Raw genomic sequence first — 20,586 nt, 5'->3', positions numbered from 1 at the left:
ATAAAAAGTCTGAATACATTCGGTGGAGTATGGTTTGAATTCGGGTGAAATTCCGAATATGACCTATAAAAGCACAGTGACAAATTTGGGGAAAACGGTCCGGCGTTTACGTAAAAGCAAGGACATGACCCAGGAACAATTGGCTGAAGCCGTTGAATGCAACGTCGATACGATCTCTAATATTGAACGGGGTGCTAAGGCGGCACGTCTGGACACAATTGTCGGCATTGCCGCAGTGTTTGGCGTTGAAGTTGGTGAATTGTTCGACGTGCAGCCCCGTAACCTTCCTGACGAAACGCTTAAATTGCTGACGTTGTTGGAAAACCAGCCTGTGGATATCATCAAGACGGTAACCGAGCAGGCTAAAGTTCTCATCCGGCATAAAAAATAACTTACAAAAAATGACATTGCATCTGTCCTTTCAACAATTTGTAGACGTTGATGATGGCAGGGAGGCCACCATCTATCATATATTGCAAAGCCGTTTGACCTTTCATAAGGGGGCTGGCGTTTGGCTTTTGGGGCCACTCCCAACAGAGCGGTGGTCCGAGTAAGATTTGAAGGCAGGTCGCAATTTTTAACAACAGGCCAATACGAAAAAGTTGGTCCTCGCTTAGTGCGATATCATGAGCAGGATTCCACCCTTCATATCTTTCCAGGTTGAAGGGGGGCGTACCGCCCAGCAGGTCCCAGCGCTCTTGAGTTTTGATCTCCCATAAATTCATCAGGCGGATATAGGTCTTGATGGCAATAGGAGTCAGGCGGATGAGTTGATCAAGGGGGATTTGTTCTCTTACCATTATTCCCCCGCTTCCTCAACACGACGGTAATGAATATTCGGGTAGAAAATCAAATCTCCATTCACCAAGTCTTGGGGGGTATAAGGGCGGTTTTCATCAAATAGGCCGATGAAGAGGTAGATGTCTCCTTCGTGATCCTGAACCCATTCATAGATTTTATGTTGATCCAGATAGCCGATGACAGGGCCTACTTTGGGGATGGCAAAATTGATCATGTTTCTTCCCCGTCATAAAGCTTGTTTAGTAAAACATTGACCAGACGTTCATGCCAATGATCCAATGTCAGTTCAAAGCTGCTGGCGGGGAAATCTGTCATTGTTTCCTTGATCCATGTTTGTATAGCTTCGACATTGTTCCTGTTCTTGCCATTGCCGATAAAGGGGCGTAGGTCTATTTCGTCATTGAGGGGCAAGAGGCAATGAAGTTTTTTAGCTAGTTGAAGGCTGGCGTAGCCTTCTTGATGCGCTTTCAGCTGCAAATAGAGAGAATGCATATTATTATTCATGTTTTGTTCCTTGGTTTTCGTTTGAGAAATGGTTTGTTACTAAACGCTCAAAAGCGGAACCATCTTGTCGGGTCAGGTTGGGGACGTAGCGGGAATAGACGGTAAATAGCATTTCTGTGGAGTTATGCCCCATTTGGCGGGCGATCCATTCGGGATTTTCACCAGAAGCTAACCAGAGTGTTGCGGCGGTATGTCGGGTTTGATAGGGGCGGCGCGGCGCAAGGCCGAGGTGGCGAAGTAACGGATACCACACACGTCGATTCACATTACGCCGCAATAAAGGGGTGCCACTTTGTGTGCAAAAGACATAATCTCCAAGTTTGGATGTCACTAGATATTGTGCTTTCAGGGCATCATAGACCATTTGCGACATGTGAATGGCACGATGGGAGCTATCTGTTTTGGTTGCGACACGTTGACCTTCAACCCAACCTTCGACAACAAGGATTTGTCGACGTTCAAAATCTACATTCTGCCATCTTAATCCGTCAATCTCGGCGGTGCGCATCCCGGAAAAGAAACGAACAGTGAAATAATTTTTGAAATCTGGTCGCACGGTCTGGAGAAACAAATTCACTTCGTCCAAGGAAAAGGGGTGAACTTCTGTCCGGGGCTCCTTTAGTGGCTTGATATTTTGCCATGGTGAGGTAAATTCAAATCGGTCGGCTGCTTCTGTCATAATCATGCGCAATGGCGTCATGATATGGTTGATACGAGACGGTGACAGTGTCTTCTCTTTCTGCCCGGGTACTTTGGCGAGTGACGAGCGGAAGTTAAGAATGTCGCTTTTACGGATTTGGCCGACCAGCTTTTTCCCAAAAGTTGGAAGAAGATATTTATCTAGCGAAATACGAACTGTATTGGCGTGTGAGTCCCGCCATTCAATTTTCTTTTCTGAAAACCAAAGCTCTGCAAAGTCGCTAAATAATGGTACATCACCTCGCATCATGCGGGCCGAAGTTTCTTGGGCTGTGAATTCATTGAGGCGAGGACTTTTGGGAAAATACTTCGCATAAGTAAAGGTTCCCAACGTAATTTCGGCCTCTAATCTTTTCAGGACAGCGCCCAGTCGACGGCGATTAGTGCTGGTGTCTTCCAGTGTTGTGGCTTCCCGGCACCGCTTTTCTTTGTAACGGAAATCGAGAAAGAGTTTTCCATCGCGTGATCGAATACTACCCATTCTATCCTCCTATTGCAGACCAGCGATGAGAGAGTCGACACAAGCGCCGCGGATCATGTCTTCTTCGACCTTTTCCCAGATGTAGAGAATTTTTCGACCACCAAAGGGGCGGAAGTAATGAACGCCTTCCAGAAGGACGGAATCTTTTAAACGTTCCCGAATGGTGCGGGCATCGTATTTAATTCGATTAGAAAGTTCTTCGGTAGTAAGGTAAGTTTGTAGTGTCATAAGTCATTCTCCATATTTAAATGTCGCTTATAAGTGACATTTTACACAAAGAAGCGACGTTGTCAATTGGCTTTTGTCGATAAAAAGTGAAGGGTGATTGTTTTAGGCGACGTTTGTGGTGTATAAGTGGTTAGGGAAAGATGAGGGAACCTATGATCCGCTTTCGTTTAAAAGAACTTATTGCCGACAAAGAATTCAAAGAAGGTCGACGCATTACACTTGCAGAGATTGCTCTGGAAACAGGGCTTCACCGTGCAACCTTGTCCAAGTTAGCTAACCAAAAAGGCTATAATGCTACGACAGATGTATTGGATAAGCTTTGTATATATTTTGATGTCGACGTCGGGGATGTTGCTAAACACATATCTGAAACTGATATCCCCGAGAAATAACCGCTTCAGATAAAAGTGTTTTATATGTCTAAACTCAATCAAATTGAAAACACGATTAAAGAAATCGATGCCACTGCATTCCAAAAGCTTTGCGATTGTTATTTGGTGGCGACAGGCTATAAAAACATTCGCCCCATTGGCTCCGTTACAGGGATGAATAAACCTCGTAAAGGAACGCCGGATAGTTTGTGTGAAAATGCTGAGGGCAAGCCTGTTTTTGTGGAATATACCACTCAACAATATGGCACATGCAAGAAATTCCAAGGCGATCTTGAAAAATGCTTTGATGAAAGCAAAACGGGCGTTGCTTTAGAACAACTTGCTGAAATCATTCTTTTTCACACCGAACGCCTTTCAACATCTGAAGAAAATAACCTCAAGAAATATGGCGAAGAACACAGCGTTCCGATCCGCCTTGTTCCCCTGGAAAGCCTCGCACATGACCTTTATGAATATTATCCCCATCTAGCTAAAGACCACCTTGGGGTTGAGATCACAACAGGCCAGATTTTAAAGCCAGAGGATTTTATTCAAGCTTATGGCCGCAATCAGCTCTCCACACCGCTTGATACAGCTTTTTGTGAACGTGAAAAGGACGTTGAAACTGCTATTGAGTGTTTGCAAGGCAGCGACCTTTTGCTTGTCTCTGGCAATGCCGGAGTTGGCAAATCACGCTTGGCCCTTGAAGCCATGGTACGTTTTCAAAAGCTTGAACCGGATCACCAACCCTTTTGCATCTTCAACAAGGCCCAAGACATCTATGACGATGTCAGAACCTATTTCTCTCGCCCCGGTAAATTCCTGATTCTGGTTGATGATGCCAACCGGGCCAGCAATTTTGATTATTTCATCGACCTGCTGCTTCATCAAAGAGGTGATCAATCGATAAAAGTCATCGCCACTGTGCGTGATTACGCCTTGGATAAGATCGAAAACACCTCTAAACAGGTTGGCAACTTCAGTTCACTTGCCCTTGAGCGCTTTACGGATGAAGAAATCAGCAAGCTTCTGGAAGAAAGCATCGGCATCCGTAACCATGGATACATTTATCGCATTCAGGAGCTTTCCCATGGCAACCCGCGCCTTGCCATCATGGCGGGCAAGATTGCCATGGAACAAAAAAGTCTCGCCGGGATCAGCGATGTCACCGCCCTTTATGATCAATATTTTTCCGACATCCTCAAAGACCTTGAGGACCTGAAGAATCAGGACCTCATCCGCACCGCCGGGATTATCAGCTTTTTTCGCAAGCTGGATAAATCCAATGACGAGCAGATTGATTTAATCGAAAACGTGTTTGGTATTGATAAAGATACCTTGTGGCAGGGCATCACTAAACTGCACGAACTTGAAATTATTGATCTATATGAAGACGAAGCCGCCAAAATGAGCGATCAGGTTCTGGCAACCTATCTTTTTTATGTTCATTTCTTCAGGCAGAACGCGGGTGATTTGGAAATTCTGCTTTCGAAGTTCATGCTGTCGCATACCAATTTGCTCCGGGATTCACTTTGTCCCTGCATAAATACTTTTTCGTTGGAAGAAACCACAGAAAAGCTAAAGCCTTTTACGCAAGAAGCCTGGAAAAGCACTGATCCAGATTGGCTCTATACTCTTGCAGACCTGTTTTCCTTCGTTCACCTCGATAAAACCCTTCTTTACATCAAAACATTAATCGAAAAACTGCCGGATACATCAATCTCTTCAGGAGAGATTTTATGGGAGACAATACAGGGTCTCTATTTAGAAAAGAGCATCCTGGGTTTGCTTGTTCCTTTTTGGCAGTGTTATGATGATGAACTCCAAACAGCCATTAGCCTTGCCATTCAATATGGCGAGAAAAATCCTAAAGACATAATGTCTGTGGTGCAATTGCTCACAGATGATTTTGGCTTTAATACTTATTCCATAAACCAAGGCTATGAACGTGAAAAGCTGGTGATCGAAAGCATCATTGCCAATTTTCAAGGAAAACGATCAGAGCACCTTGCCATCGCCTTCACGAAAATCGCAGCCTATTACCTGCAAACCCGCTTTGAAGAAAATCGATCAAAGGGGCGCACAGTTACCTTTTATCGTTTTGCGTTGGCAAATAATGGAAACATTCAACAGCTTCGAAAAAGCATTTTTGAAATGCTGTTTGCCCTATACGAGCAAGACAGCTTGAAACCCCATGTTCTTGAAACTCTCAACGGCTATATTCAGCCGGAAATGGAGGGTGGGGTTCAGGAGATTTTGGAGCAAGATGCGGTTTTACTGATCCCTTTCATTCGAGAAAACCTAAATCCAAAGGACTTTTCAGATTGCAAGTTTGTCCATGACTACGTGCATCGAAAAGGTGACAAAGATGATCCGCAGTTTTGGGTCCTTCTTGAGCACTTCACTTGCCCAGAGATGGAAATCTATAACTTGCTGGATTTTTATGCCTACCGAAGAGAAGCCGATGACTTTAACGAAACCAAGCGGATCAGAAGTGAGGCAATCCGTTGCCATACGAATGAATTTGCAGCAGATGAGTTTGTCGATTTTTTCATAGCTTACAAAGTCATCTCGAAAGATAAAGCGACCAATCGCATCAGTTGGGAGATTTCACAAGGCTTTCACTCCTTCCTTGAAATTCTGTTGGAAAAAGATGTGCCCTTTATCGAAGCCGTACTGACCCGCTTCCTTGAAATTGATGCGGCCCTGATCACAGATAATGCAAGCCTCTTTATCAGCAAGCTTCTCCAGAAAACGGATAGAGACACCCTAGAGGCCCTGATTGTAAAAATTGATATGCAGGAACAAGAACGTTGGAAATTTCTTTTCTATCTCTTCCTGCCAAAAGATCAGGTCCGGCCAGAAGATAGTGATGTCTTATTGGACCTTTATGAAACCGCCCATGTTTCAGCAATGTTTTATGACTTTAATTACCTTTCTAAATACCAGTCTACCGATCCAAATATTCTACCAAAAGTGACGGCCCTTTTAATTAATCGTCATGAAAAGGAACCAACTTATAATTTTGGCTTGGAAAGAGTGTTTTCTGATGAAGAAAACTGGGACAGAACCCTAAATGAGATTTTCAAGGGTCAGGAAGAGCTGCTTAAAAAAGCCTATATCATTTCCTACCTGTCACGTGATCATTTTGATTACCGCAGCCAGTTCCTCAAGAACATGCTGGATGTCGATCCTGCCTTTTTCATGGAAATGATAAAAATCATCAGAGATAAGGAAAACTATAACCGCTCTTCCCAAAACTTCGACATTCTATGGGAGCTTGATGATTTTCCATCACATCTTGAAAATGCGATTACATACCTTCTTGAAAGCTGTGAAAACCCTTATGAAGTTCATAAGTGCGCAGACACGATAAAAAGGTTTTTCAGTGTAGAATACGATGAACCCAAAGGCTCTGAAGAGATCCATGAAAAACAGGATGCTTTTCTGGATAAGTATATTGCAAGCCATGCAGGGGATCAGGGCAGAATGCTGGTTGCGTTTGAACCCATTTCCTATTTTCCGGAAAACCGCCGCCTACGCCATATCAAAACTTTTTTGCAAAACAATCAACACTTTGCGGACTTTAAAAAATTAAATATAGAACCCTCCATGCAGTCATGGAGCGGTAGTCGGGTTCCCATTGACACAAGACGCGCCGAATTCCTTGAAAAGGTCAAATCGCTATGTTCTGGACCTGATTTTCTTGAACATCGAACAGATATTGCAGATTGGATTGACTGGATTTACAAGGATATTGAAAAAACAAAAAAGTCTGAATTCCTGAGAGATGACTGAGACGGAATAAACTCAAGGCAGGTGTCATCAAACTTAGATTCAGAAGAAAGGTAAAATATATGATGGGCACAAGTTGGGCACCGTATGGGCACCGACTTTTTTGGATAAAAATGTAAAAACAAAAAACCCCTTGGTTTCCCAAGGGGTTATGTTGGTCGGGAAGAGAGGATTCGAACCTCCGGCCCCTGCCTCCCGAAAACTGTAGTTAAAGCATAACTATATGTTATTTATGGATTTTTATACGTGATTTGCGGCACGGGGGACGTTTTACGACACACTTAGCGTCCCCTTATACGTCCCCTAATCAAAAGCCTCTAACGCATCATCTAAATAGCTTGGCGAATGGTGAGCATAAATGCGCTCGGTTGTTCTTACGTCGTCGTGTCCTAAGAATTTTGAAATCACCTCGAAGCGGACACTTCTTTGCGCCATCCATGACGCGCATGTGTGCCGTAGAGTGTGTGCGGTAACATCATTCCAACCACAATCAAGAGCGCATGCCTTGAAGGATTTTTTCACTGACTTGATGGGTTTTTGGTTTCTGTGGAGAACATATCCGAGCTGTGTACCGCGTTTACGCTGAAAATCAAGGAACCGCTTTAAGCGCCGGTGAATTGGAACGATCGGGCGCTTCTTTTTTGTTGTTACTTCTTTATTGTGAAAGTTGATGCGGTCGGCTGTTATCTGAGGCCAACGCAGAGACAATATAGCCTCACTTCGTTGCCCTGTATAAAGAGCAATAAGAATAAACAGGGGGAGGTAATCTTTTGCATCGCGTCTTTTGCGAGCTGACCGAATTAAGTCGGCGGCTTCTTTTCTGGTCAACCAGCGTTCTTTTGATGGAGGCTTGGGGGGGAGGGGAACCGGCACCTTACGAGTGATGCGACCCTCCATATAATCGTGACCGATTGCAGCGTTTAGGCAGCCAAGTTCGCGCCGGATTGTACCGTCGGATACGCCACGATGTTTTGCGTAAGCTTTACAGGTGTTGCGGCTAATATCTGACAGTTTCTTACCAAGCCAGAAGGTATTAAGAGCGTCGATGCAATACCCAATTCGTTCAGGGTCAACGGCATTAACGCCGACTTCAAGTGCATAGGCGTCAAGGCAATCATCAATTAACCTTTCGTCCGGGGAAGATGGACCACCTGACTGCCGCCATGAGAGGAGGAAGACCGCGAGGCTTTCTTGAGCAAGGCCGATGTCTCCTGTGCTCGTTGTTTTCTTGCAGCGTTTTCCATGCTCGTACCACCTGATAAAATAGGTGTCTTTGTCTTTGTCGTACCAGAGGTGCGGGCCTTTGTTTTTTCTTGGCATACCCTGCTATTCTCCAACAGCGAATGTACGTCCTCTTGTGAAAATAAGAGGGAACCACCGACGTTATAAGCGGAAAGAGTTTTGTTTTTGTTAACTTGTTTCTTAACCCAAGAAACAGATTTACGCAAATATTCTGCTACTTCGGCTGCTGACATCAAGGGGGGGAGGGAGTTTTCCATTGTTACTGGCTCCTTTTCCATTGCCAAAACAATTCAAGGCCATGTCCTTGCGCGGTGTAATGTTGTTGGTTACTTCCATAGCGATAATGAAAAATAACAGGCTTTTCCTTGCCTTTGCGGACGCGCAAAACCTCAAAGTCGCCTTTGTTTTTTTCTTCAACAAACCCTTTCTCAAGCAACCAAGCCTTGAAAGGCTCAAGGTGCTTATGATGGAAAACGTTTCTGCTTCGGCTCATTTCTCACTGTCCATTAATTGCGGTGGTCGTCGGTGTTTAAGGGTTACTTTAGGTCTGCCTCATATTGATGGATTGCATTGCGTGTATGCTTACCGCCTTCTAGATAAGCCATGCCCATGAGGTAAGATAATTCTTGAAATGACACCTCGAATTTCATGGTGTCTAAAGCCTCTGAGTTAGAACGAATTTCCTCTTTCATAGGCTCCGTAACAACCTGTTCAAAGATCGCTTGTGAAATCCATGAAGAACCTTTTTTCTTTAGCAGGTCTTTCGACATTTCATTTCTCCTTACTAATTGATTTGGGGATTTGGATATTTTGCATCCAAGATTTCGTCTAAATAGCTACCTAATCGAGCGTCACACCACCCGCGAACATGGCTGGCTTTCATTTTCCCATCGGTATGATCTGCGATAATCTCGGCTGTATTTTGAAGGAGGGCTTCTAAAACCTCTTCACTGTTCAGCCCTAAGCCTATAAAGGCTTTGCGCATTGCTTGCCGGGCTTTATAAATCTTATCCATCGGTGCCTTCTCCTTACGCTTCGGGTTTATGTTTCTTTAGGAATTCAATAGCGTCTTCCTTGCTGCCGAAGTGGTGAGTTTTGATGTTTTGAACGGTTGCCCCGATACTCACGATCCAAACAATTGTTAGAATGATGTCCAGTACCCATTTATCGCCAAGGACTTTGACGTTTAACCACCACAACGCGCCAAGCGTGGCAAAAACAAAAATGGTTGAGATAAGGCGAAAAAAACGATTTGGCTTTTGTGGAAGAATTGAGATTTTCACCACGATTGGTTTTTGTTCTATATCCGTAGACACTTTCGATACTCCTTTACTTTTCTTCTGACCAAAACGAGTGATAACCATTGTCGCTTGTCACATGGGATACGCCTTCGGGAAGCTCCATTTCTGACATGTCGGACCAATACTTTTCACCGTTGATCAATACGGGGTTGTTAATGTCACCATGTTTTGCCCAATAATAATCGGTTGGCATTTTCTCCCCTTTCTTAACTGGCTTAGGAGTTACACCTTCATGGCGTATCAAAAGAGTGACCATCAAAGGGCGCACATAGCCGTCACCACGTTTGTATAGGAGCAACACATCTTGCCCTACCTGTGGGAGTGATTTGTCTTCCTTGTGCCATTTCATTTATTCTCTCTCCTTACGTTTAATTTTCTTTATCCGGCTCAAGAAGCGCCGTGAACAGCACCAGAGCCAACAAAGCTATCCAGCGAATATGCGCTTCCCAATTCAGCGGATTTATTTCCAGTGCCGCAAACGCAAAAGCGCAGTACAAAAAAGGCACTAACAATATTGCGGTCCTCAATGTGTCGAGCATTTTTCTGTCCTTACTTTTCGGTTGGGTGTTCCATGTGGGGAACAGCGGTTAGTTCTTCAGGGAGATACCAGCCTACCCATACAGGATCGAATTCAACTTTCAGCTTTCCGTCTTCGTTTGGTGTTGCATCTACAATCACGCCCGGTTTGCCTAGATGGGTTTCGATATGAGTGCCAACCGTGAACTCTATCGGTGGCAACGGCTCTAGTGGCAAGTGGCAAGAGCCTTCTTCAGGGTATTCATCAAAGTAGGCGTAAATGCCGGGACCGCTATGCCCTTCATTGCATTCTTGGATTGTGACCAGTGTTTCGTCACAGTCACCAAAGAGGGAAACCAGTTCTTTAGCTTGGTGTAAATTGAGAGTGAGCATTTCTGGGTTCTCCTTACTTTTCTTTCAGTTCTAAAAGAACCATTTCGACATGATAGGTACACGCCGTTCGGATCGTTTGATCGTCAGCGTTTGGATAAGCCTCTCTCATTCGGGAAACGAATTCTTCCGCTGCAGAATAGGCATCTTTTAAATCTGTGAGCTTAACCATGTTTTCTCCTGTGTCTTCCTTTTGTCCTTACCGATGCTGGCGACGTTGATTTGCGGGTAGGCGAAATCAGTATCTAACCAAGCGACCCTTTCAATCTGTTGTGGTTGATATGTCGCCAGCATTGGGAAGGGGTCGCTATTGCGCGGCCTCTCCTAAAGTTCAGGTTCATCATCAAAGTGTTCTTCTGGCTCGTCGTACCGTTTTGCAAGTGGCTCTAGTTCAGCTTTCCAATGTGGCTTAAGGGCGTTTTGATCATCCATTGGCAACGAACGAATGTGTTGCAAAAGGCGCTCGGTTCCCATTGTCGCAACATCACGAGCCACCTTCAAAAGTTCGGCCTCATGTTTATTCCATTCCCCGCCAGCATTGATCCAATGTGCAATCTTTTTGCCGAACTCTTCACCCAGATATTCACCTTTCTTAATTTCACCAATGAGTTCGTCAGGTGCTTTAATTGGGGTGATAGTCGGGTGTGCGTTATAAGGTGCTTCTGGATCGAAAAAGGCTGGCTTGTGGTCAAGGCCAAGCAAAATAGAAAGGGTCATTTCGTAAATAAGACCATCGCCTGAAATCGGAACAATGCCTTCCTGAACAATTTCTTTATTTTTAGTTTTTGGGTTTACCTTTTGCTCAAAGGCTTTTTTGGAGCGCAAACACCAAACGACAGGGACAGTCGCACGTAACAAGTTGTTGACCATCTTCTTATAAGACGTTTTCGGGGCCTTCCATTTTTGTAGACCTTGCGCGGCTTGACCGTTGCCGTAGGTAGCATTTTCAGCTTGATCAATTACACCGCCTTCGCCTTCCCATACGTGAGAACCACTGTCGATTATGATTGCATCACATCCTTGTTCAATCAAGGCATTGCAAGCAGCAGTATATCGCTCAGGTGAAAATGGAGGTTGTAAGTCGAGACGTTTCCACGGCTTGTTATTTGCGCCACGTGCTTTGTCTGCATGGTAACGTCCACGCCCGTTTTCGGTATCTATAAGGCCTATTTGACCATCAGGCCCCACAATGCCACGAGCGATTAAAAGAGCAGTAAGTGTCTTGCCGCAAGTAGACGGCCCCCAAACAGCAATCAGTGGAGGTGCGCCGACGCGCTCCGCGTCTTCAATGATAAAATCATATCGTGCTTCTGGCATATCAAATCATCCCATCTTGTACGAACATAGGTAAGTCATGGTCGGTTAAGGCTTTAATGGCCTTTTCTTCAACCCACGGCTCATTTCCGTAATGTTTATGAAAACGTCCAAATTTTTGGACAGCGTATTTCCATGCCTCCTCAGCGTTGCGCCAGTAGGCGTTCGGAGACATGCCTAAACCTTTGAGGGTTTCAAACTCCCGCAACTCCCGAGCTATGGCATTGGGGGCGTCATGGTTTTGAACAAAAATCAAGGCGAAACGTATATGTTCAGCCTTTGATAGTTCATCCAAAAAACCATCAGGTGCGCCAACTACGATAAGCTTCTTTGCTTTATATGCATCAATAACCGACTTAACGGCCCGTCGGTAAATTGCAGCTTGTAAGTTATATTTACGAGTTGCAATTTCCCATGAGACGGCATCCTCAAGCTTTCTGCGTTGAGAGTTCTGGAAGGTTTTTAAATCTGCAATCGTGCCATTTGGTTTAAGTTTATCTGTACGTGCTTTAAGGCGAACAGGTCCGTGGTCTGACTGCTCGGTCCAGAAGATAGAAACCTCTGCGCAACCATCCTTTACAATGTTGTATATAGATGGAATTGCGCGGACAATGCGACATCTGTTTTTAATCTGGTCGATATCATCCTGCTTTAAAACGGATCGTTCACCCATCAATTCCAAACGCAGGTTATCCCAAAAAACAACGCTTGAATCGTGATGTTTAATTCTGTCGCGTAACTCTGCTTTTTTACCTGAGATTTTCAGTTCATGGTCACGCAACCAAGACTGCATGTCTTCTACGGTGTCTAATGCTTCTGGATGATCGGCTTTTAAAGGATCGGCAACAAAAGTGTTGTCAAATTCTTCTTCACCTTCCAAAACGAACTTATGAAAAGCCTTGCCAAACAGCATGGCGGAAGATTCTTTTTCCGTTCTGTGCGGGTTCATCCAAGACTGGTACCAAAAGTCGAGAGGATCAACGAGCAACTCTTTAATACCTGAGTTCGAAAGAGCCTCGACAGAATGATAGGCATCATCAGGCAACCCGAAATAAATCGACGTTTCAGACTTTTCAAAGGGGTTAAAGGACTTTTGCGCGGTCATCTTTCTTTCCTCTCAAAACCACTTACGGAGCCTGCCAGCTTTTTGTTGTTTCTCGGCATACTCGGGGAGGTGCCGACAGGCTGCGGAAATGGTTCGTTGTTAAAAGGTGAGAGATGCGACAGGGATCGAACCTGTATAAGCTTTTCACTTCGCCGCAATCCTGAGGCCCGGATAACCGAGGTGTACGGCCCCGAGTATCCATCGTTTGCAAAATCCTTCTGGCGGGTCATTAACCTATTCTGACACGCACCTCTCACCCCTAAGCCCCCGTCAGCCGAACTGGACGGGGGTAAGGTTTGGTGACCTCGGAAGGATTCGAACCCTCAACATCCGGTGGTAGAAGCACCGTGCTCTATCCAGTTGAGCTACGAGGTCATTATTCTGTTGAAATTAAGGTCGATAACGCCGCCATCCCTTTGTTGCGTGTAGTTGGTACGCTTTGCCATTGATGACTTTGAAGCGATTGAGCAAATTTTTACCAAATACAATTTTATTCATTTTTGTTTTCCTTTCGTCGTTATGTAGGCACCGACCAGCCGCAGGGGTTTAAGCTTCGAGGGGGAGCGCGGCTGGTCGGCTGAGGTGGCTTGCAATCACCTCGGGAGAGTTGCCCAAATGCGGATTTTGAGGGCATGAGGACCGCATAGGGGAACCGGGCAACTCACCGGAGGGGATTTAGGTGCCCACTCTCACCTTTCTGCGAATTTTCCGCTTTGTTGTTTCCATGCCATATTCTTCGACAATGGCGCGAAAACGGGTAATTGCAGAGGTGTGAACAGGTTCGGGGCGAATGTCACACATGGCGCGGTCTATGCGGTCAATGGCCTCCATTTCATTGATGCCGTGGTGGACGCATTCAAAAACGAGTTGGTTAATGGCCTTTGTTGCCTCGCCTGCCGAAATAACAAACATGGGTGAACTCCCTTTAGCCTGACCGAACAACTTATTTATGCGGGATTGTGCCGCTTGATCTTGGGGAAGCATTTTTTTCTCCTGTCAACCGACGCAGACCAACACAAACACGTCGCCCATCTCCACAGGAATGGAGATAATTCCTTTGTCTTTCTTAAGTTCACGAACGTACGCATACGCATCTTCAATTGATTTAAATGTATGAGCAGACCCATCTTCTTTAATAAGCATCATCCCCTCCTATTCCGCTGCCAGTTCACGAAAATAATCTTCATCCGCTGCCGCTTCCGGCGACAGGTCCACACAATCGGTGTGCCACTTCTTCTGAGCGTCACGCTGGCTGTGAATGGTGTGCAGGTAGGTCAAACCAATGAAACCGGACTGCGCTTCTTCTTCCGCACTTTCCTGCGTCATGTGCGAGCTTTCGCTACATACAGAACCGTCCTTATCGACCGTGAATACGTTGATGAAGTATTCTTCCATTGCTCTGACCTCCGTTGCGTTGTTGATGGAGGTAGTGAACCATAAGTTCACATATAAGGTCAATAGTAAAATGAACTAATAGTTCACTTTTTTAATTTACCTGTTCTGTTATCATTGTTTTTCAATGAATTAGGCTGGTTAAAAACTTCTTATAGGTGTGCAATGGAAGGTGTTGAAAGAATTTGGGTGAGTATCCCGGAGTGGGTACGCTGGGTTTTGTGCTGGCCTTTATTAGCTTTGATTTATGTAGTCGCGTTTCTTGTTATGTCATTTTTGAGTAACCAGTTTTTTTTGTTGCCATTCTGGCCCAGAGGTTTTGTAGATGGCGCTGTTCCTATGGTGAGTGGCTTGTTTGCCTTATATATAGTGCTTGATGTAATAGGTAGTGTTGTGCCGAAAAAGGCACACTATCTGGTAATAGCGGTAGGCCTTCTTGGCGTTTTTTCGTTAGCTGCAACTATTTTTAATCTGTTGATTGGACTCATTGCTGATGATTGGGCAACGGTAAGGGATTTAGCTTGGTCCGTTCTGGCTATTTCTATTTGTGCAAAGAAATACCGGTTTGTTAAATGCAAACAAAAGGTAGTTAATTAACCTTTTGTTAACCTACCTAAGCGATAAATTTATTGTTAGAAGTTATTATATGTAACATCATATATAATCAAAAGTAGCCGCTGGAAAAGCGGCGAGGTGATGATAATGGGATTCGGCCCCCATTGCCACCCGCCTCGACTGATCCTGACAGTCTCCGCGTTTTAACCTCACCTGTCCGACGCCGGACAAGTGATATATAGCAAGTTGGGGACGGATTTACTAATGAGTAAGAAGACTTACGGGTATGTCGAACATGCCAAAGTAGCAAAAACAGAAGGCGCAACTATCCAAAAGGAATGGGAAGAGTTATCAGAAGCTAAATTGGTTTACTTATTACAATCTGTAGAACAGCATATTGCAGAGGAAATGTTAGCTATACTAGTGGCCCTTAAAGAGAATCACATCACTCATCCTCAAGTTGGCCTTTATACACGCCCTGAAGAAGGCGGTTAGCTAAGCGTTTGTTTTCAGGCGTTAGTTTTCCTAATATCTGAACTGAATCTTCAATCAAATCAATTTTTGACGTTTCTTCTCCTGAAATAAGCCATTCAGCAGAGATTCCCAGGGTGTTGGCGATTGTTGTGTATTTACCTGATGAGGGGTAGCCTTTACCTTTTTCCCATTTATACACGGCCTCTTTAGAAACACCGCAGGCTATACCAAGCTCAGTTTGACTGAGCCCTTTTTGTTTCCTAGCGTGCTTTATGCGTTCAGCAATTGTTTTCATGGTGTAATTTTGTGAACAAATGGTTCATTTAGCAAGTGAACAAATGGTTCATTTTTTGTTTGACTTTTAAGTGAACCAAAAGTACGCTTTTTCATTATGAGCCAAAATTTCAAAGAGAGCGCCCAGCAAGCTCTACAGAAAGCCTTAGAACCTCGCGGCATGAAATCCGCTGTTTCTAAAGAAGTTGGGATAAGTATCAACGCTGTTTCTAAGTGGACGGTTTGCCCTGACGAGCACGTTGAAAAGGTTGAAAAGGTAACAGGTGTAGATCGAACTATTCTGCGCCCTGATTTAGCAGAGATATTCGGATCACCTCCATCGGCAGCGGAATAACCCTCTCGCCCCGGTCAATCGCCTCGGCCCGCTCTAAGAGCCAAGCCAAGGGATCAACGCCGACGAAAGGAAAGTTGGTTTGTGGGTAAGTTTTTTCCATGAACCTGATTGTGAATGAAGGCCTAATTTAGGTCACGTCCAATAGAGCAGGATGTTTTGGATGACTATAGATAGAGACCCCGGAACTATAGAATTTAAGCTATTCCAAACGATCAATGAAGTTGGGCCGGAACTGTTAAACCGTACCACCGGGTTTGGGTTGGATGCGCTCTACAAAGCCAGCAACCCTAATGATCCAGTTCGCCTTGCTGCGGTAACTGCTGCAAATGTGGACGTTGCCAGAAGTTTAAAGGGCTTGCCGCGCATCTTCTTGCCACACCTTGAAAACCAGTATGAGCGCTTGCTTGCAGATCTAGGTGGCACTGTCCGCTATCAGCAGGGTGACGTTTTTGATCGACTTGCTTCGGTTATGTCTGAGGTAGGGGATGTCGCCGGGGTGCTTAGAGCTTCAACTCATATCAACAGCCCCGATGGGCGCAATTTTTCCAACTCTGAAAAGAACCAAGCATTAAGCGAAGTCGATGAGGCAATCGAGGAGCTTATGAAAATGCGCAAAGACATTGAAAGGCTATGACAATGATTATGTACAAAGTCATACGCAGTGAAAATCGGATCGTGCGCGCCGATATCGTTCGACAGACAGCGAAATGCGTATTTATTGACGATTACGCTGGCGGTGAAAAATGCGAGAGCAAACGCTTTTACTTCGAAACATTTGAAGAGGCTAAGCAATATCTCATTGCTCGTGCTGTAAACCGGGTTTTTCGCGCCCGTAACGCTCTTAAAAATTTAGAGGCCGAACTTGAGGCCGTTCATAAACTGGAGGCCTGAACAATGGCAACGCTTGACGCTTTTTCTTTTTCCATCATGTCAAAATGTCTGAATGAACCTGTAGAGATTTCAGAAATCTGCGCGAAAGTAACAGACCGCATCACAAGTGATGTTTTTGTACGTGAATTTATTGCCAAGATGCGTGATTGGGGTCGTTTGGAGATGCACGGTCACACTAAGGTTATTTGCACGGCGACGGGACACGCCCTTGTGAAAGAGACGCGCAAAACTCGCACCCTAAAGCTTAAACGCAAAGGTTTAAAGGAGTGAGGCCACTATGACAAACGCTTATCACAAGCTCGTTGCGGAACAATTGGCAGAAGTCCAAGACGCACAACGCAAGCATAATCCAACGTCTCACCTGATTGAGCGTAACCGCAAGAAACGGCATGCCGAACTGTTTAAAGAGAACCGCTTTTCCTGTTTTAAAGTTTCTGTAAAGCGGGCCTTTAAATGGCTGAAAGGCGGGGTGTGATGGAAGCTGTAAAGATTGGATTTTGCACACTTTATCACGGCGATAGTGATGACATTTTACCAGTTTTAGGCCCTGTGGAGGCTCTTGTTTCTGATCCTCAATACGAGTTTGATGCATCAGGTGGGGGTATTTTCCGCCAAAACCGTAAATGTATGGACGAAATACAAAAGAAAGGCCTCGATAAAGGGTTTGACGTGTCCGTCTTAAATCCTTTGCTGTATCCATCCGTCACAGTCTTTTGCCACAACGATCAACTGTCAAAAATACTGCACTATTTGGCGGGTAATTATCACCGTTATATGGTCGGTTCATGGCACAAGACAAACCCAATGCCGGTCAGGAACAAGCATTACCTGCCTGACACAGAGTTCTATGTACATGCATGGAATAAAGGTGCTCATCCTGTTGGGGAGCACAAGGATATGGGGCGCTATTATATCTCGGCGGTAGGGGCGCAAAAGGAATATGACCACCCAACCGTCAAGCCTTTGCCTTTAATGGAAAAAATTATCTCGAATGTAAACGCACAAACGATTGTGGATCCATACATGGGTACGGGCACAACCGGGGAAGCTTGCATCCGACATGGGCGTAATTTTATCGGCATCGAAAAGGACGCTGATTACTACGGTATGGCTGTGCGTCGTATCAGAAAAGCACACGAAAAATTTCTCAATCCCGGCTCTCCCTAACCGGTGAGCATAACTCGCCGGGGCTGCTCGGAGTGGTCCCGGCATTTTTTTAATGGAGTAGTTTTTATGTCTGATGAACTCTTTGGAAACGGTGAAGCTGATAAGCAATACGACGATATCGTAAACTTTGACGCCGCTGTTTTCCGTACCCTTTTAGCCCAACTGGAACGGGCCGAAGAAAAAGAAGCCTCCGCCCGTGGCGATAAAGGTTCGGCAATGAAAAAGATCGAAGATGCCGATTTTGATAAATGGGCATTTAAAGCGGCGAAGCAGTTGGTGAATATGACACCCACAAAAGCACAGGATCGTATTGCCTGCTTGCTTGGTTACTGCTTGATTAACGGTACTTTTGATCAACTTAATCTTTTTTCTCGTGACGAAGTGCATACACGGATTAAAGAAATCGTTGCCATTCTGAATGACCGTGCCGGTGAAGTGGGTCTTGATATCCAGTTGTCTGATGATGATGACGAATACGATACTCAAGACGAAAGTTCTGACGCCGAATATGAAGCGGAAGACGATTCAGGCGATTGCGAAGAAGGTGACACCTTAGCGGCTGATGGTGCCGATGGTGTGCAGGTTGCTGATGACGACGGCGCGGAAGTCGATGCGATTGATGATATGCCGGAAAATTCAGGTGAAATTTTCAACTCAGGTAAGCAATGCGCCATTGATGAAGGTGACATTGACGATTGCCCGCATGATGGACGTACCAAGGAAGCGGCAATCTGGAAACGTGGCTTTAACAGCGCCATGAGCGATTTGCATGTTGAAGACGATGAAGACGCCGAAGTTCCAGCCGGTATGCTTGGGGAAGATGAGCCGTTCCCCGGCGATGACGCCCACGTTCATTAAAGGGTGTTGTGATGGAGTGGAAGAACGGGAAACTGCATTTGACGATTAAAGGCCAGCCGGTCTCTATGAAGAATAGTAGGCAAATCACCTATCGTTTTCATAAAGGGCGGCGCATTCCTCGCATTATCAAGAGCGATAAAGCATTGGCTTATGCGAAATCAATCGAACGGCAGGTTCCCATTCTTCGACGCCGGATCAACGGTCCTTGCAAAATCTGGATACGGGTTTTTTATGAAACTCAAAAACCGGACCTTGATTGTGAGCTGATTTTCGATGCGTTGCAGGACCGTCTTTACGACAATGACCGGCAGCTCCGCGAAAAGCATCTTTACCACGCAATCGACAAGAAGAATCCCCGCGCTGAAATCGTTATTGAACCTCTGGAACCTGAGCTTTTCACATGATGCAAGACTTGCGACAATATCAACGCAACGACCTGAACGCTTTACTGGCCTGTGTGCAGAGGCGCGTTCCCGGTTTCCTGTATGTTCTACCAACTGCGGGCGGGAAAACTCGTGTTTTTACACGTCTGTGCTTTTTCCTTTTGCAACAACTTAATTTCAATATTTGCATTTTCGTTCACCGCAAAGAACTCTTGCAGCAAGCCATTAAAACATTAAAAGAAATGGGTTTGGATGTTGGCGTTATTGCGCCCGGACATGAACCGACTTCTCATAAAATTCATGTGGCTTCGATCGATACTGTTGATCGTCGTCTTAATTCTTTAAAACCTTTTTTAAGTACAATTGATTTAGCCATTTTTGATGAGGCGCATCATATTGTTGCGTCCTCTTGGGGGCGTGTGCAGGACGCACTTGTAAACTCCCTTATTATGGGATGTACCGCGACACCTTGGCGGCAAGACGGCAAGCCACTCGGTTCCGCATTTGTGGAAGCCGTACGCGGTCCAAGCAAGGCCCAATTGATTGAATGGGGGTTTATCGCCCCTTCGGTTGTCTTTGCTCCTGACCTGAACGTTGACCTATCGGGAATCACTAAACGTGGCGGTGATTTCGTGCGTGGAGAATTGAACCGCGTCATGGATGAAATTGATTTGCGTCCTGTCGTCAAGTCATACGCCCATTTTTGTCCCGGCATTCCCACAATCACGTTTTGTGCAGGCGTGAACAGTGCTGCCCGCGTTGCTGAGGCGTTTTCCCAATCGGGATGGAAGTCTACCAACCTTGATGGGTCAATGGGCGTTATTGAACGCGAAAACGCTATTACCGGACTTGGTAAGGGCCGCATTCAAAACCTGACTTCATGCGACATTATTTCCGAAGGTACGGATATCCCCATTGTGGGCGCTGCGCTTAATCTTCGACCAACGGAATCTACTGCTCTGTATGATCAACAGAATGGGCGAACGTTCCGCCTGCATAAAGGTAAACAACATTCCATCATCTTGGATTTTGTCCAGAATTGGGCCAAGCATGGTTTGCCTGAAACGGATCGGGAATGGTCCTTACGCGATGGTCTGATTTCGATTGACCGAAACAACACGGTTTTAAGCCGTTGTCCGCGCTGTTCTCGCGTTCACCAGAAGGCAGACCAATGCCCAACATGCAAGCACACCTACCAGAAGCCAAAAACGGTTCGTACGTCCTTGAGTGATATTGAACTGCGAGGGGTGCCAGGTATCCGTTGTTATTCAGCCCGTCAAATCAGGGATATGAGTTTTCAATCCGCACTGCAAATCGCCAAAACCAAACGTGACCTTGAGCGCGTGGCCTTTATCCGTGGATTTTCTAAGGAGTGGGTGGAAAATGTTATGCAACGCCGTCATGCGATGAAGCGGAGGGGAGTGGCATGACAAGGCTAACAAAAACACAAAGGAAATTATTCAACCAGCTCAATACTGGTAAATCCATCTT

At 45.3% G+C, this 20,586-nt stretch carries 32 protein-coding genes, 1 tRNA gene and 1 pseudogene; 14 read left to right on the top strand and 20 right to left on the bottom strand.

Annotated features, from left to right (window positions below):
* The first annotated feature begins 58 nt into the window (after nucleotides 1–58).
* Nucleotides 59–391 carry a helix-turn-helix domain-containing protein gene (locus tag ACN0VA_RS11585; protein WP_417821309.1) on the top strand — a complete coding sequence of 111 codons (333 nt, stop codon included), beginning with the start codon at nucleotides 59–61 and terminating at the stop codon, nucleotides 389–391.
* 1 nt (nucleotide 392) lies between these two features.
* Here ACN0VA_RS11585 and ACN0VA_RS11580 read toward each other — a convergent pair whose 3' ends face one another.
* From ACN0VA_RS11580 to ACN0VA_RS11560, 5 genes are read right to left on the bottom strand one after another with little or no spacing between them, the layout of a single operon-like run.
* Nucleotides 393–800, bottom strand: a complete 408-nt coding sequence (locus ACN0VA_RS11580) for a hypothetical protein (protein ID WP_417821308.1) — start codon at nucleotides 798–800, stop codon at nucleotides 393–395.
* Nucleotides 800–1,015: a hypothetical protein gene (locus ACN0VA_RS11575; RefSeq protein ID WP_417821307.1), complete on the bottom strand. Its 216-nt coding sequence runs from the start codon at nucleotides 1,013–1,015 to the stop codon at nucleotides 800–802. Before ACN0VA_RS11575 ends, ACN0VA_RS11580 begins: the two co-directional genes overlap by 1 nt.
* Nucleotides 1,012–1,305 (bottom strand): hypothetical protein, encoded by a 294-nt coding sequence (locus ACN0VA_RS11570; protein ID WP_417821306.1) that lies wholly within the window; start codon nucleotides 1,303–1,305, stop codon nucleotides 1,012–1,014. The genes ACN0VA_RS11575 and ACN0VA_RS11570 overlap by 4 nt, the downstream gene beginning before the upstream one ends.
* Entirely contained in the window at nucleotides 1,298–2,485 is a 1,188-nt protein-coding gene (locus tag ACN0VA_RS11565) for an Arm DNA-binding domain-containing protein (RefSeq protein WP_417821305.1), read from the bottom strand. Before ACN0VA_RS11565 ends, ACN0VA_RS11570 begins: the two co-directional genes overlap by 8 nt.
* A 9-nt stretch (nucleotides 2,486–2,494) precedes the next feature.
* Nucleotides 2,495–2,713, bottom strand: a complete 219-nt coding sequence (locus tag ACN0VA_RS11560) for a hypothetical protein (RefSeq protein WP_417821304.1) — start codon at nucleotides 2,711–2,713, stop codon at nucleotides 2,495–2,497.
* Nucleotides 2,714–2,865: 152 nt separating this feature from the next.
* Between ACN0VA_RS11560 and ACN0VA_RS11555 the strand changes: the two genes are divergently transcribed.
* Both ACN0VA_RS11555 and ACN0VA_RS11550 read left to right on the top strand, forming a co-directional pair.
* The gene (locus ACN0VA_RS11555) at nucleotides 2,866–3,105 is read left to right on the top strand and encodes a helix-turn-helix domain-containing protein (RefSeq protein WP_417821303.1); all 240 of its coding nucleotides are present in this window, start codon (nucleotides 2,866–2,868) and stop codon (nucleotides 3,103–3,105) included.
* Nucleotides 3,106–3,129: 24 nt separating this feature from the next.
* Nucleotides 3,130–6,882, top strand: a complete 3,753-nt coding sequence (locus ACN0VA_RS11550) for a hypothetical protein (protein ID WP_417821302.1) — start codon at nucleotides 3,130–3,132, stop codon at nucleotides 6,880–6,882.
* Between the two features lie 300 nt (nucleotides 6,883–7,182).
* Here the strand turns inward: ACN0VA_RS11550 and ACN0VA_RS11545 are convergent, their stop codons facing one another.
* From ACN0VA_RS11545 to ACN0VA_RS11480, 14 genes and pseudogenes are all read right to left on the bottom strand, one after another.
* Complete coding sequence (locus ACN0VA_RS11545) at nucleotides 7,183–8,199, bottom strand: tyrosine-type recombinase/integrase (protein WP_417821301.1); 1,017 nt, start codon at nucleotides 8,197–8,199, stop codon at nucleotides 7,183–7,185.
* A 17-nt stretch (nucleotides 8,200–8,216) separates the two neighbouring features.
* Nucleotides 8,217–8,354: pseudogene (locus tag ACN0VA_RS11540) on the bottom strand (helix-turn-helix domain-containing protein); the annotation flags it as partial.
* Between the two features lie 303 nt (nucleotides 8,355–8,657).
* On the bottom strand, nucleotides 8,658–8,891 hold the full coding sequence (locus ACN0VA_RS11535; RefSeq protein ID WP_417821300.1) for a hypothetical protein: 234 nt from the start codon (nucleotides 8,889–8,891) through the stop codon (nucleotides 8,658–8,660).
* 14 nt (nucleotides 8,892–8,905) lie between these two features.
* The gene (locus ACN0VA_RS11530) at nucleotides 8,906–9,136 is read right to left on the bottom strand and encodes a hypothetical protein (RefSeq protein WP_417821299.1); all 231 of its coding nucleotides are present in this window, start codon (nucleotides 9,134–9,136) and stop codon (nucleotides 8,906–8,908) included.
* 13 nt (nucleotides 9,137–9,149) lie between these two features.
* A complete protein-coding gene (locus ACN0VA_RS11525) occupies nucleotides 9,150–9,437 on the bottom strand; it encodes a hypothetical protein (protein WP_417821298.1) in 288 nt (95 codons plus the stop codon).
* 13 nt (nucleotides 9,438–9,450) lie between these two features.
* Nucleotides 9,451–9,771, bottom strand: coding sequence for a hypothetical protein (locus ACN0VA_RS11520; RefSeq protein ID WP_417821297.1), 321 nt, complete (start codon nucleotides 9,769–9,771; stop codon nucleotides 9,451–9,453).
* Nucleotides 9,772–9,790: 19 nt separating this feature from the next.
* A complete protein-coding gene (locus tag ACN0VA_RS11515; RefSeq protein ID WP_417821296.1) occupies nucleotides 9,791–9,961 on the bottom strand; it encodes a hypothetical protein in 171 nt (56 codons plus the stop codon).
* Nucleotides 9,962–9,971: 10 nt separating this feature from the next.
* Nucleotides 9,972–10,331: a hypothetical protein gene (locus ACN0VA_RS11510; RefSeq protein ID WP_417821295.1), complete on the bottom strand. Its 360-nt coding sequence runs from the start codon at nucleotides 10,329–10,331 to the stop codon at nucleotides 9,972–9,974.
* A gap of 13 nt (nucleotides 10,332–10,344) precedes the next feature.
* On the bottom strand, nucleotides 10,345–10,500 hold the full coding sequence (locus tag ACN0VA_RS11505; RefSeq protein ID WP_417821294.1) for a hypothetical protein: 156 nt from the start codon (nucleotides 10,498–10,500) through the stop codon (nucleotides 10,345–10,347).
* A 152-nt stretch (nucleotides 10,501–10,652) separates the two neighbouring features.
* Nucleotides 10,653–11,645 (bottom strand): AAA family ATPase, encoded by a 993-nt coding sequence (locus ACN0VA_RS11500; protein WP_417821293.1) that lies wholly within the window; start codon nucleotides 11,643–11,645, stop codon nucleotides 10,653–10,655.
* Between the two features lies 1 nt (nucleotide 11,646).
* A complete protein-coding gene (locus tag ACN0VA_RS11495; protein WP_417821292.1) occupies nucleotides 11,647–12,747 on the bottom strand; it encodes a PD-(D/E)XK nuclease-like domain-containing protein in 1,101 nt (366 codons plus the stop codon).
* Nucleotides 12,748–13,044: 297 nt separating this feature from the next.
* Nucleotides 13,045–13,122: transfer RNA gene (locus ACN0VA_RS11490), tRNA-Arg, on the bottom strand.
* A 300-nt stretch (nucleotides 13,123–13,422) separates the two neighbouring features.
* A complete protein-coding gene (locus tag ACN0VA_RS11485) occupies nucleotides 13,423–13,731 on the bottom strand; it encodes a hypothetical protein (RefSeq protein WP_417821291.1) in 309 nt (102 codons plus the stop codon).
* Nucleotides 13,732–13,899: 168 nt separating this feature from the next.
* On the bottom strand, nucleotides 13,900–14,193 hold the full coding sequence (locus ACN0VA_RS11480; RefSeq protein ID WP_417821290.1) for a hypothetical protein: 294 nt from the start codon (nucleotides 14,191–14,193) through the stop codon (nucleotides 13,900–13,902).
* Nucleotides 14,194–14,304: 111 nt separating this feature from the next.
* Here ACN0VA_RS11480 and ACN0VA_RS11475 point away from each other — a divergent pair, with 111 nt between their 5' ends.
* A complete protein-coding gene (locus ACN0VA_RS11475) occupies nucleotides 14,305–14,736 on the top strand; it encodes a hypothetical protein (protein ID WP_417821289.1) in 432 nt (143 codons plus the stop codon).
* 222 nt (nucleotides 14,737–14,958) lie between these two features.
* Nucleotides 14,959–15,189, top strand: a complete 231-nt coding sequence (locus ACN0VA_RS11470) for a hypothetical protein (protein ID WP_417821288.1) — start codon at nucleotides 14,959–14,961, stop codon at nucleotides 15,187–15,189.
* Here ACN0VA_RS11470 and ACN0VA_RS11465 read toward each other — a convergent pair.
* The gene (locus ACN0VA_RS11465) at nucleotides 15,140–15,463 is read right to left on the bottom strand and encodes a helix-turn-helix domain-containing protein (protein ID WP_417821287.1); all 324 of its coding nucleotides are present in this window, start codon (nucleotides 15,461–15,463) and stop codon (nucleotides 15,140–15,142) included. The two genes, ACN0VA_RS11470 and ACN0VA_RS11465, sit on opposite strands and share 50 nt — an antisense overlap.
* Before the next feature lie 96 nt (nucleotides 15,464–15,559).
* On the opposite strand from ACN0VA_RS11465, the gene ACN0VA_RS11460 reads away from it, so the two are divergent.
* The 9 genes from ACN0VA_RS11460 to ACN0VA_RS11420 all read left to right on the top strand — a co-directional run bounded on the left by ACN0VA_RS11460 (nucleotide 15,560) and on the right by ACN0VA_RS11420 (nucleotide 20,525).
* Entirely contained in the window at nucleotides 15,560–15,796 is a 237-nt protein-coding gene (locus ACN0VA_RS11460; RefSeq protein WP_417821286.1) for a hypothetical protein, read from the top strand.
* A gap of 160 nt (nucleotides 15,797–15,956) precedes the next feature.
* Nucleotides 15,957–16,430, top strand: coding sequence for a phage regulatory CII family protein (locus ACN0VA_RS11455; protein ID WP_417821285.1), 474 nt, complete (start codon nucleotides 15,957–15,959; stop codon nucleotides 16,428–16,430).
* A gap of 2 nt (nucleotides 16,431–16,432) precedes the next feature.
* Nucleotides 16,433–16,687, top strand: coding sequence for a hypothetical protein (locus ACN0VA_RS11450; protein WP_417821284.1), 255 nt, complete (start codon nucleotides 16,433–16,435; stop codon nucleotides 16,685–16,687).
* 3 nt (nucleotides 16,688–16,690) lie between these two features.
* The gene (locus ACN0VA_RS11445; RefSeq protein ID WP_417821283.1) at nucleotides 16,691–16,957 is read left to right on the top strand and encodes a hypothetical protein; all 267 of its coding nucleotides are present in this window, start codon (nucleotides 16,691–16,693) and stop codon (nucleotides 16,955–16,957) included.
* A 7-nt stretch (nucleotides 16,958–16,964) separates the two neighbouring features.
* Entirely contained in the window at nucleotides 16,965–17,162 is a 198-nt protein-coding gene (locus ACN0VA_RS11440) for a hypothetical protein (protein WP_417821282.1), read from the top strand.
* On the top strand, nucleotides 17,162–17,854 hold the full coding sequence (locus ACN0VA_RS11435; protein WP_417821281.1) for a DNA-methyltransferase: 693 nt from the start codon (nucleotides 17,162–17,164) through the stop codon (nucleotides 17,852–17,854). Before ACN0VA_RS11440 ends, ACN0VA_RS11435 begins: the two co-directional genes overlap by 1 nt.
* Before the next feature lie 66 nt (nucleotides 17,855–17,920).
* The gene (locus ACN0VA_RS11430) at nucleotides 17,921–18,712 is read left to right on the top strand and encodes a hypothetical protein (protein ID WP_417821280.1); all 792 of its coding nucleotides are present in this window, start codon (nucleotides 17,921–17,923) and stop codon (nucleotides 18,710–18,712) included.
* Nucleotides 18,713–18,723: 11 nt separating this feature from the next.
* Nucleotides 18,724–19,116 carry a RusA family crossover junction endodeoxyribonuclease gene (locus ACN0VA_RS11425; RefSeq protein WP_417821279.1) on the top strand — a complete coding sequence of 131 codons (393 nt, stop codon included), beginning with the start codon at nucleotides 18,724–18,726 and terminating at the stop codon, nucleotides 19,114–19,116.
* On the top strand, nucleotides 19,113–20,525 hold the full coding sequence (locus tag ACN0VA_RS11420) for a DEAD/DEAH box helicase (protein ID WP_417821278.1): 1,413 nt from the start codon (nucleotides 19,113–19,115) through the stop codon (nucleotides 20,523–20,525). The genes ACN0VA_RS11425 and ACN0VA_RS11420 overlap by 4 nt, the downstream gene beginning before the upstream one ends.
* The last annotated feature ends 61 nt before the right edge of the window (nucleotides 20,526–20,586 follow it).

This window comes from Terasakiella sp. (genome assembly GCF_048267425.1).
Taxonomy (GTDB): domain Bacteria; phylum Pseudomonadota; class Alphaproteobacteria; order Rhodospirillales; family Terasakiellaceae; genus Terasakiella.
Note: the sequence above shows the minus strand (reverse complement) of the source record. Positions and strands in the feature narration are given on the sequence as shown.

Coding starts and splice junctions, on each gene's coding strand:
- ACN0VA_RS11585 (WP_417821309.1), top strand. CDS start 59: ATGACCTATAAAAGCACAGTGACAAATTTGGGGAAAACGGTCCGGCGT.
- ACN0VA_RS11580 (WP_417821308.1), bottom strand. CDS start 800: ATGGTAAGAGAACAAATCCCCCTTGATCAACTCATCCGCCTGACTCCT.
- ACN0VA_RS11575 (WP_417821307.1), bottom strand. CDS start 1,015: ATGATCAATTTTGCCATCCCCAAAGTAGGCCCTGTCATCGGCTATCTG.
- ACN0VA_RS11570 (WP_417821306.1), bottom strand. CDS start 1,305: ATGAATAATAATATGCATTCTCTCTATTTGCAGCTGAAAGCGCATCAA.
- ACN0VA_RS11565 (WP_417821305.1), bottom strand. CDS start 2,485: ATGGGTAGTATTCGATCACGCGATGGAAAACTCTTTCTCGATTTCCGT.
- ACN0VA_RS11560 (WP_417821304.1), bottom strand. CDS start 2,713: ATGACACTACAAACTTACCTTACTACCGAAGAACTTTCTAATCGAATT.
- ACN0VA_RS11555 (WP_417821303.1), top strand. CDS start 2,866: ATGATCCGCTTTCGTTTAAAAGAACTTATTGCCGACAAAGAATTCAAA.
- ACN0VA_RS11550 (WP_417821302.1), top strand. CDS start 3,130: ATGTCTAAACTCAATCAAATTGAAAACACGATTAAAGAAATCGATGCC.
- ACN0VA_RS11545 (WP_417821301.1), bottom strand. CDS start 8,199: ATGCCAAGAAAAAACAAAGGCCCGCACCTCTGGTACGACAAAGACAAA.
- ACN0VA_RS11535 (WP_417821300.1), bottom strand. CDS start 8,891: ATGTCGAAAGACCTGCTAAAGAAAAAAGGTTCTTCATGGATTTCACAA.
- ACN0VA_RS11530 (WP_417821299.1), bottom strand. CDS start 9,136: ATGGATAAGATTTATAAAGCCCGGCAAGCAATGCGCAAAGCCTTTATA.
- ACN0VA_RS11520 (WP_417821297.1), bottom strand. CDS start 9,771: ATGAAATGGCACAAGGAAGACAAATCACTCCCACAGGTAGGGCAAGAT.
- ACN0VA_RS11515 (WP_417821296.1), bottom strand. CDS start 9,961: ATGCTCGACACATTGAGGACCGCAATATTGTTAGTGCCTTTTTTGTAC.
- ACN0VA_RS11510 (WP_417821295.1), bottom strand. CDS start 10,331: ATGCTCACTCTCAATTTACACCAAGCTAAAGAACTGGTTTCCCTCTTT.
- ACN0VA_RS11505 (WP_417821294.1), bottom strand. CDS start 10,500: ATGGTTAAGCTCACAGATTTAAAAGATGCCTATTCTGCAGCGGAAGAA.
- ACN0VA_RS11500 (WP_417821293.1), bottom strand. CDS start 11,645: ATGCCAGAAGCACGATATGATTTTATCATTGAAGACGCGGAGCGCGTC.
- ACN0VA_RS11495 (WP_417821292.1), bottom strand. CDS start 12,747: ATGACCGCGCAAAAGTCCTTTAACCCCTTTGAAAAGTCTGAAACGTCG.
- ACN0VA_RS11485 (WP_417821291.1), bottom strand. CDS start 13,731: ATGCTTCCCCAAGATCAAGCGGCACAATCCCGCATAAATAAGTTGTTC.
- ACN0VA_RS11475 (WP_417821289.1), top strand. CDS start 14,305: ATGGAAGGTGTTGAAAGAATTTGGGTGAGTATCCCGGAGTGGGTACGC.
- ACN0VA_RS11470 (WP_417821288.1), top strand. CDS start 14,959: ATGAGTAAGAAGACTTACGGGTATGTCGAACATGCCAAAGTAGCAAAA.
- ACN0VA_RS11465 (WP_417821287.1), bottom strand. CDS start 15,463: ATGAAAACAATTGCTGAACGCATAAAGCACGCTAGGAAACAAAAAGGG.
- ACN0VA_RS11460 (WP_417821286.1), top strand. CDS start 15,560: ATGAGCCAAAATTTCAAAGAGAGCGCCCAGCAAGCTCTACAGAAAGCC.
- ACN0VA_RS11455 (WP_417821285.1), top strand. CDS start 15,957: ATGACTATAGATAGAGACCCCGGAACTATAGAATTTAAGCTATTCCAA.
- ACN0VA_RS11450 (WP_417821284.1), top strand. CDS start 16,433: ATGATTATGTACAAAGTCATACGCAGTGAAAATCGGATCGTGCGCGCC.
- ACN0VA_RS11445 (WP_417821283.1), top strand. CDS start 16,691: ATGGCAACGCTTGACGCTTTTTCTTTTTCCATCATGTCAAAATGTCTG.
- ACN0VA_RS11440 (WP_417821282.1), top strand. CDS start 16,965: ATGACAAACGCTTATCACAAGCTCGTTGCGGAACAATTGGCAGAAGTC.
- ACN0VA_RS11435 (WP_417821281.1), top strand. CDS start 17,162: ATGGAAGCTGTAAAGATTGGATTTTGCACACTTTATCACGGCGATAGT.
- ACN0VA_RS11430 (WP_417821280.1), top strand. CDS start 17,921: ATGTCTGATGAACTCTTTGGAAACGGTGAAGCTGATAAGCAATACGAC.
- ACN0VA_RS11425 (WP_417821279.1), top strand. CDS start 18,724: ATGGAGTGGAAGAACGGGAAACTGCATTTGACGATTAAAGGCCAGCCG.
- ACN0VA_RS11420 (WP_417821278.1), top strand. CDS start 19,113: ATGATGCAAGACTTGCGACAATATCAACGCAACGACCTGAACGCTTTA.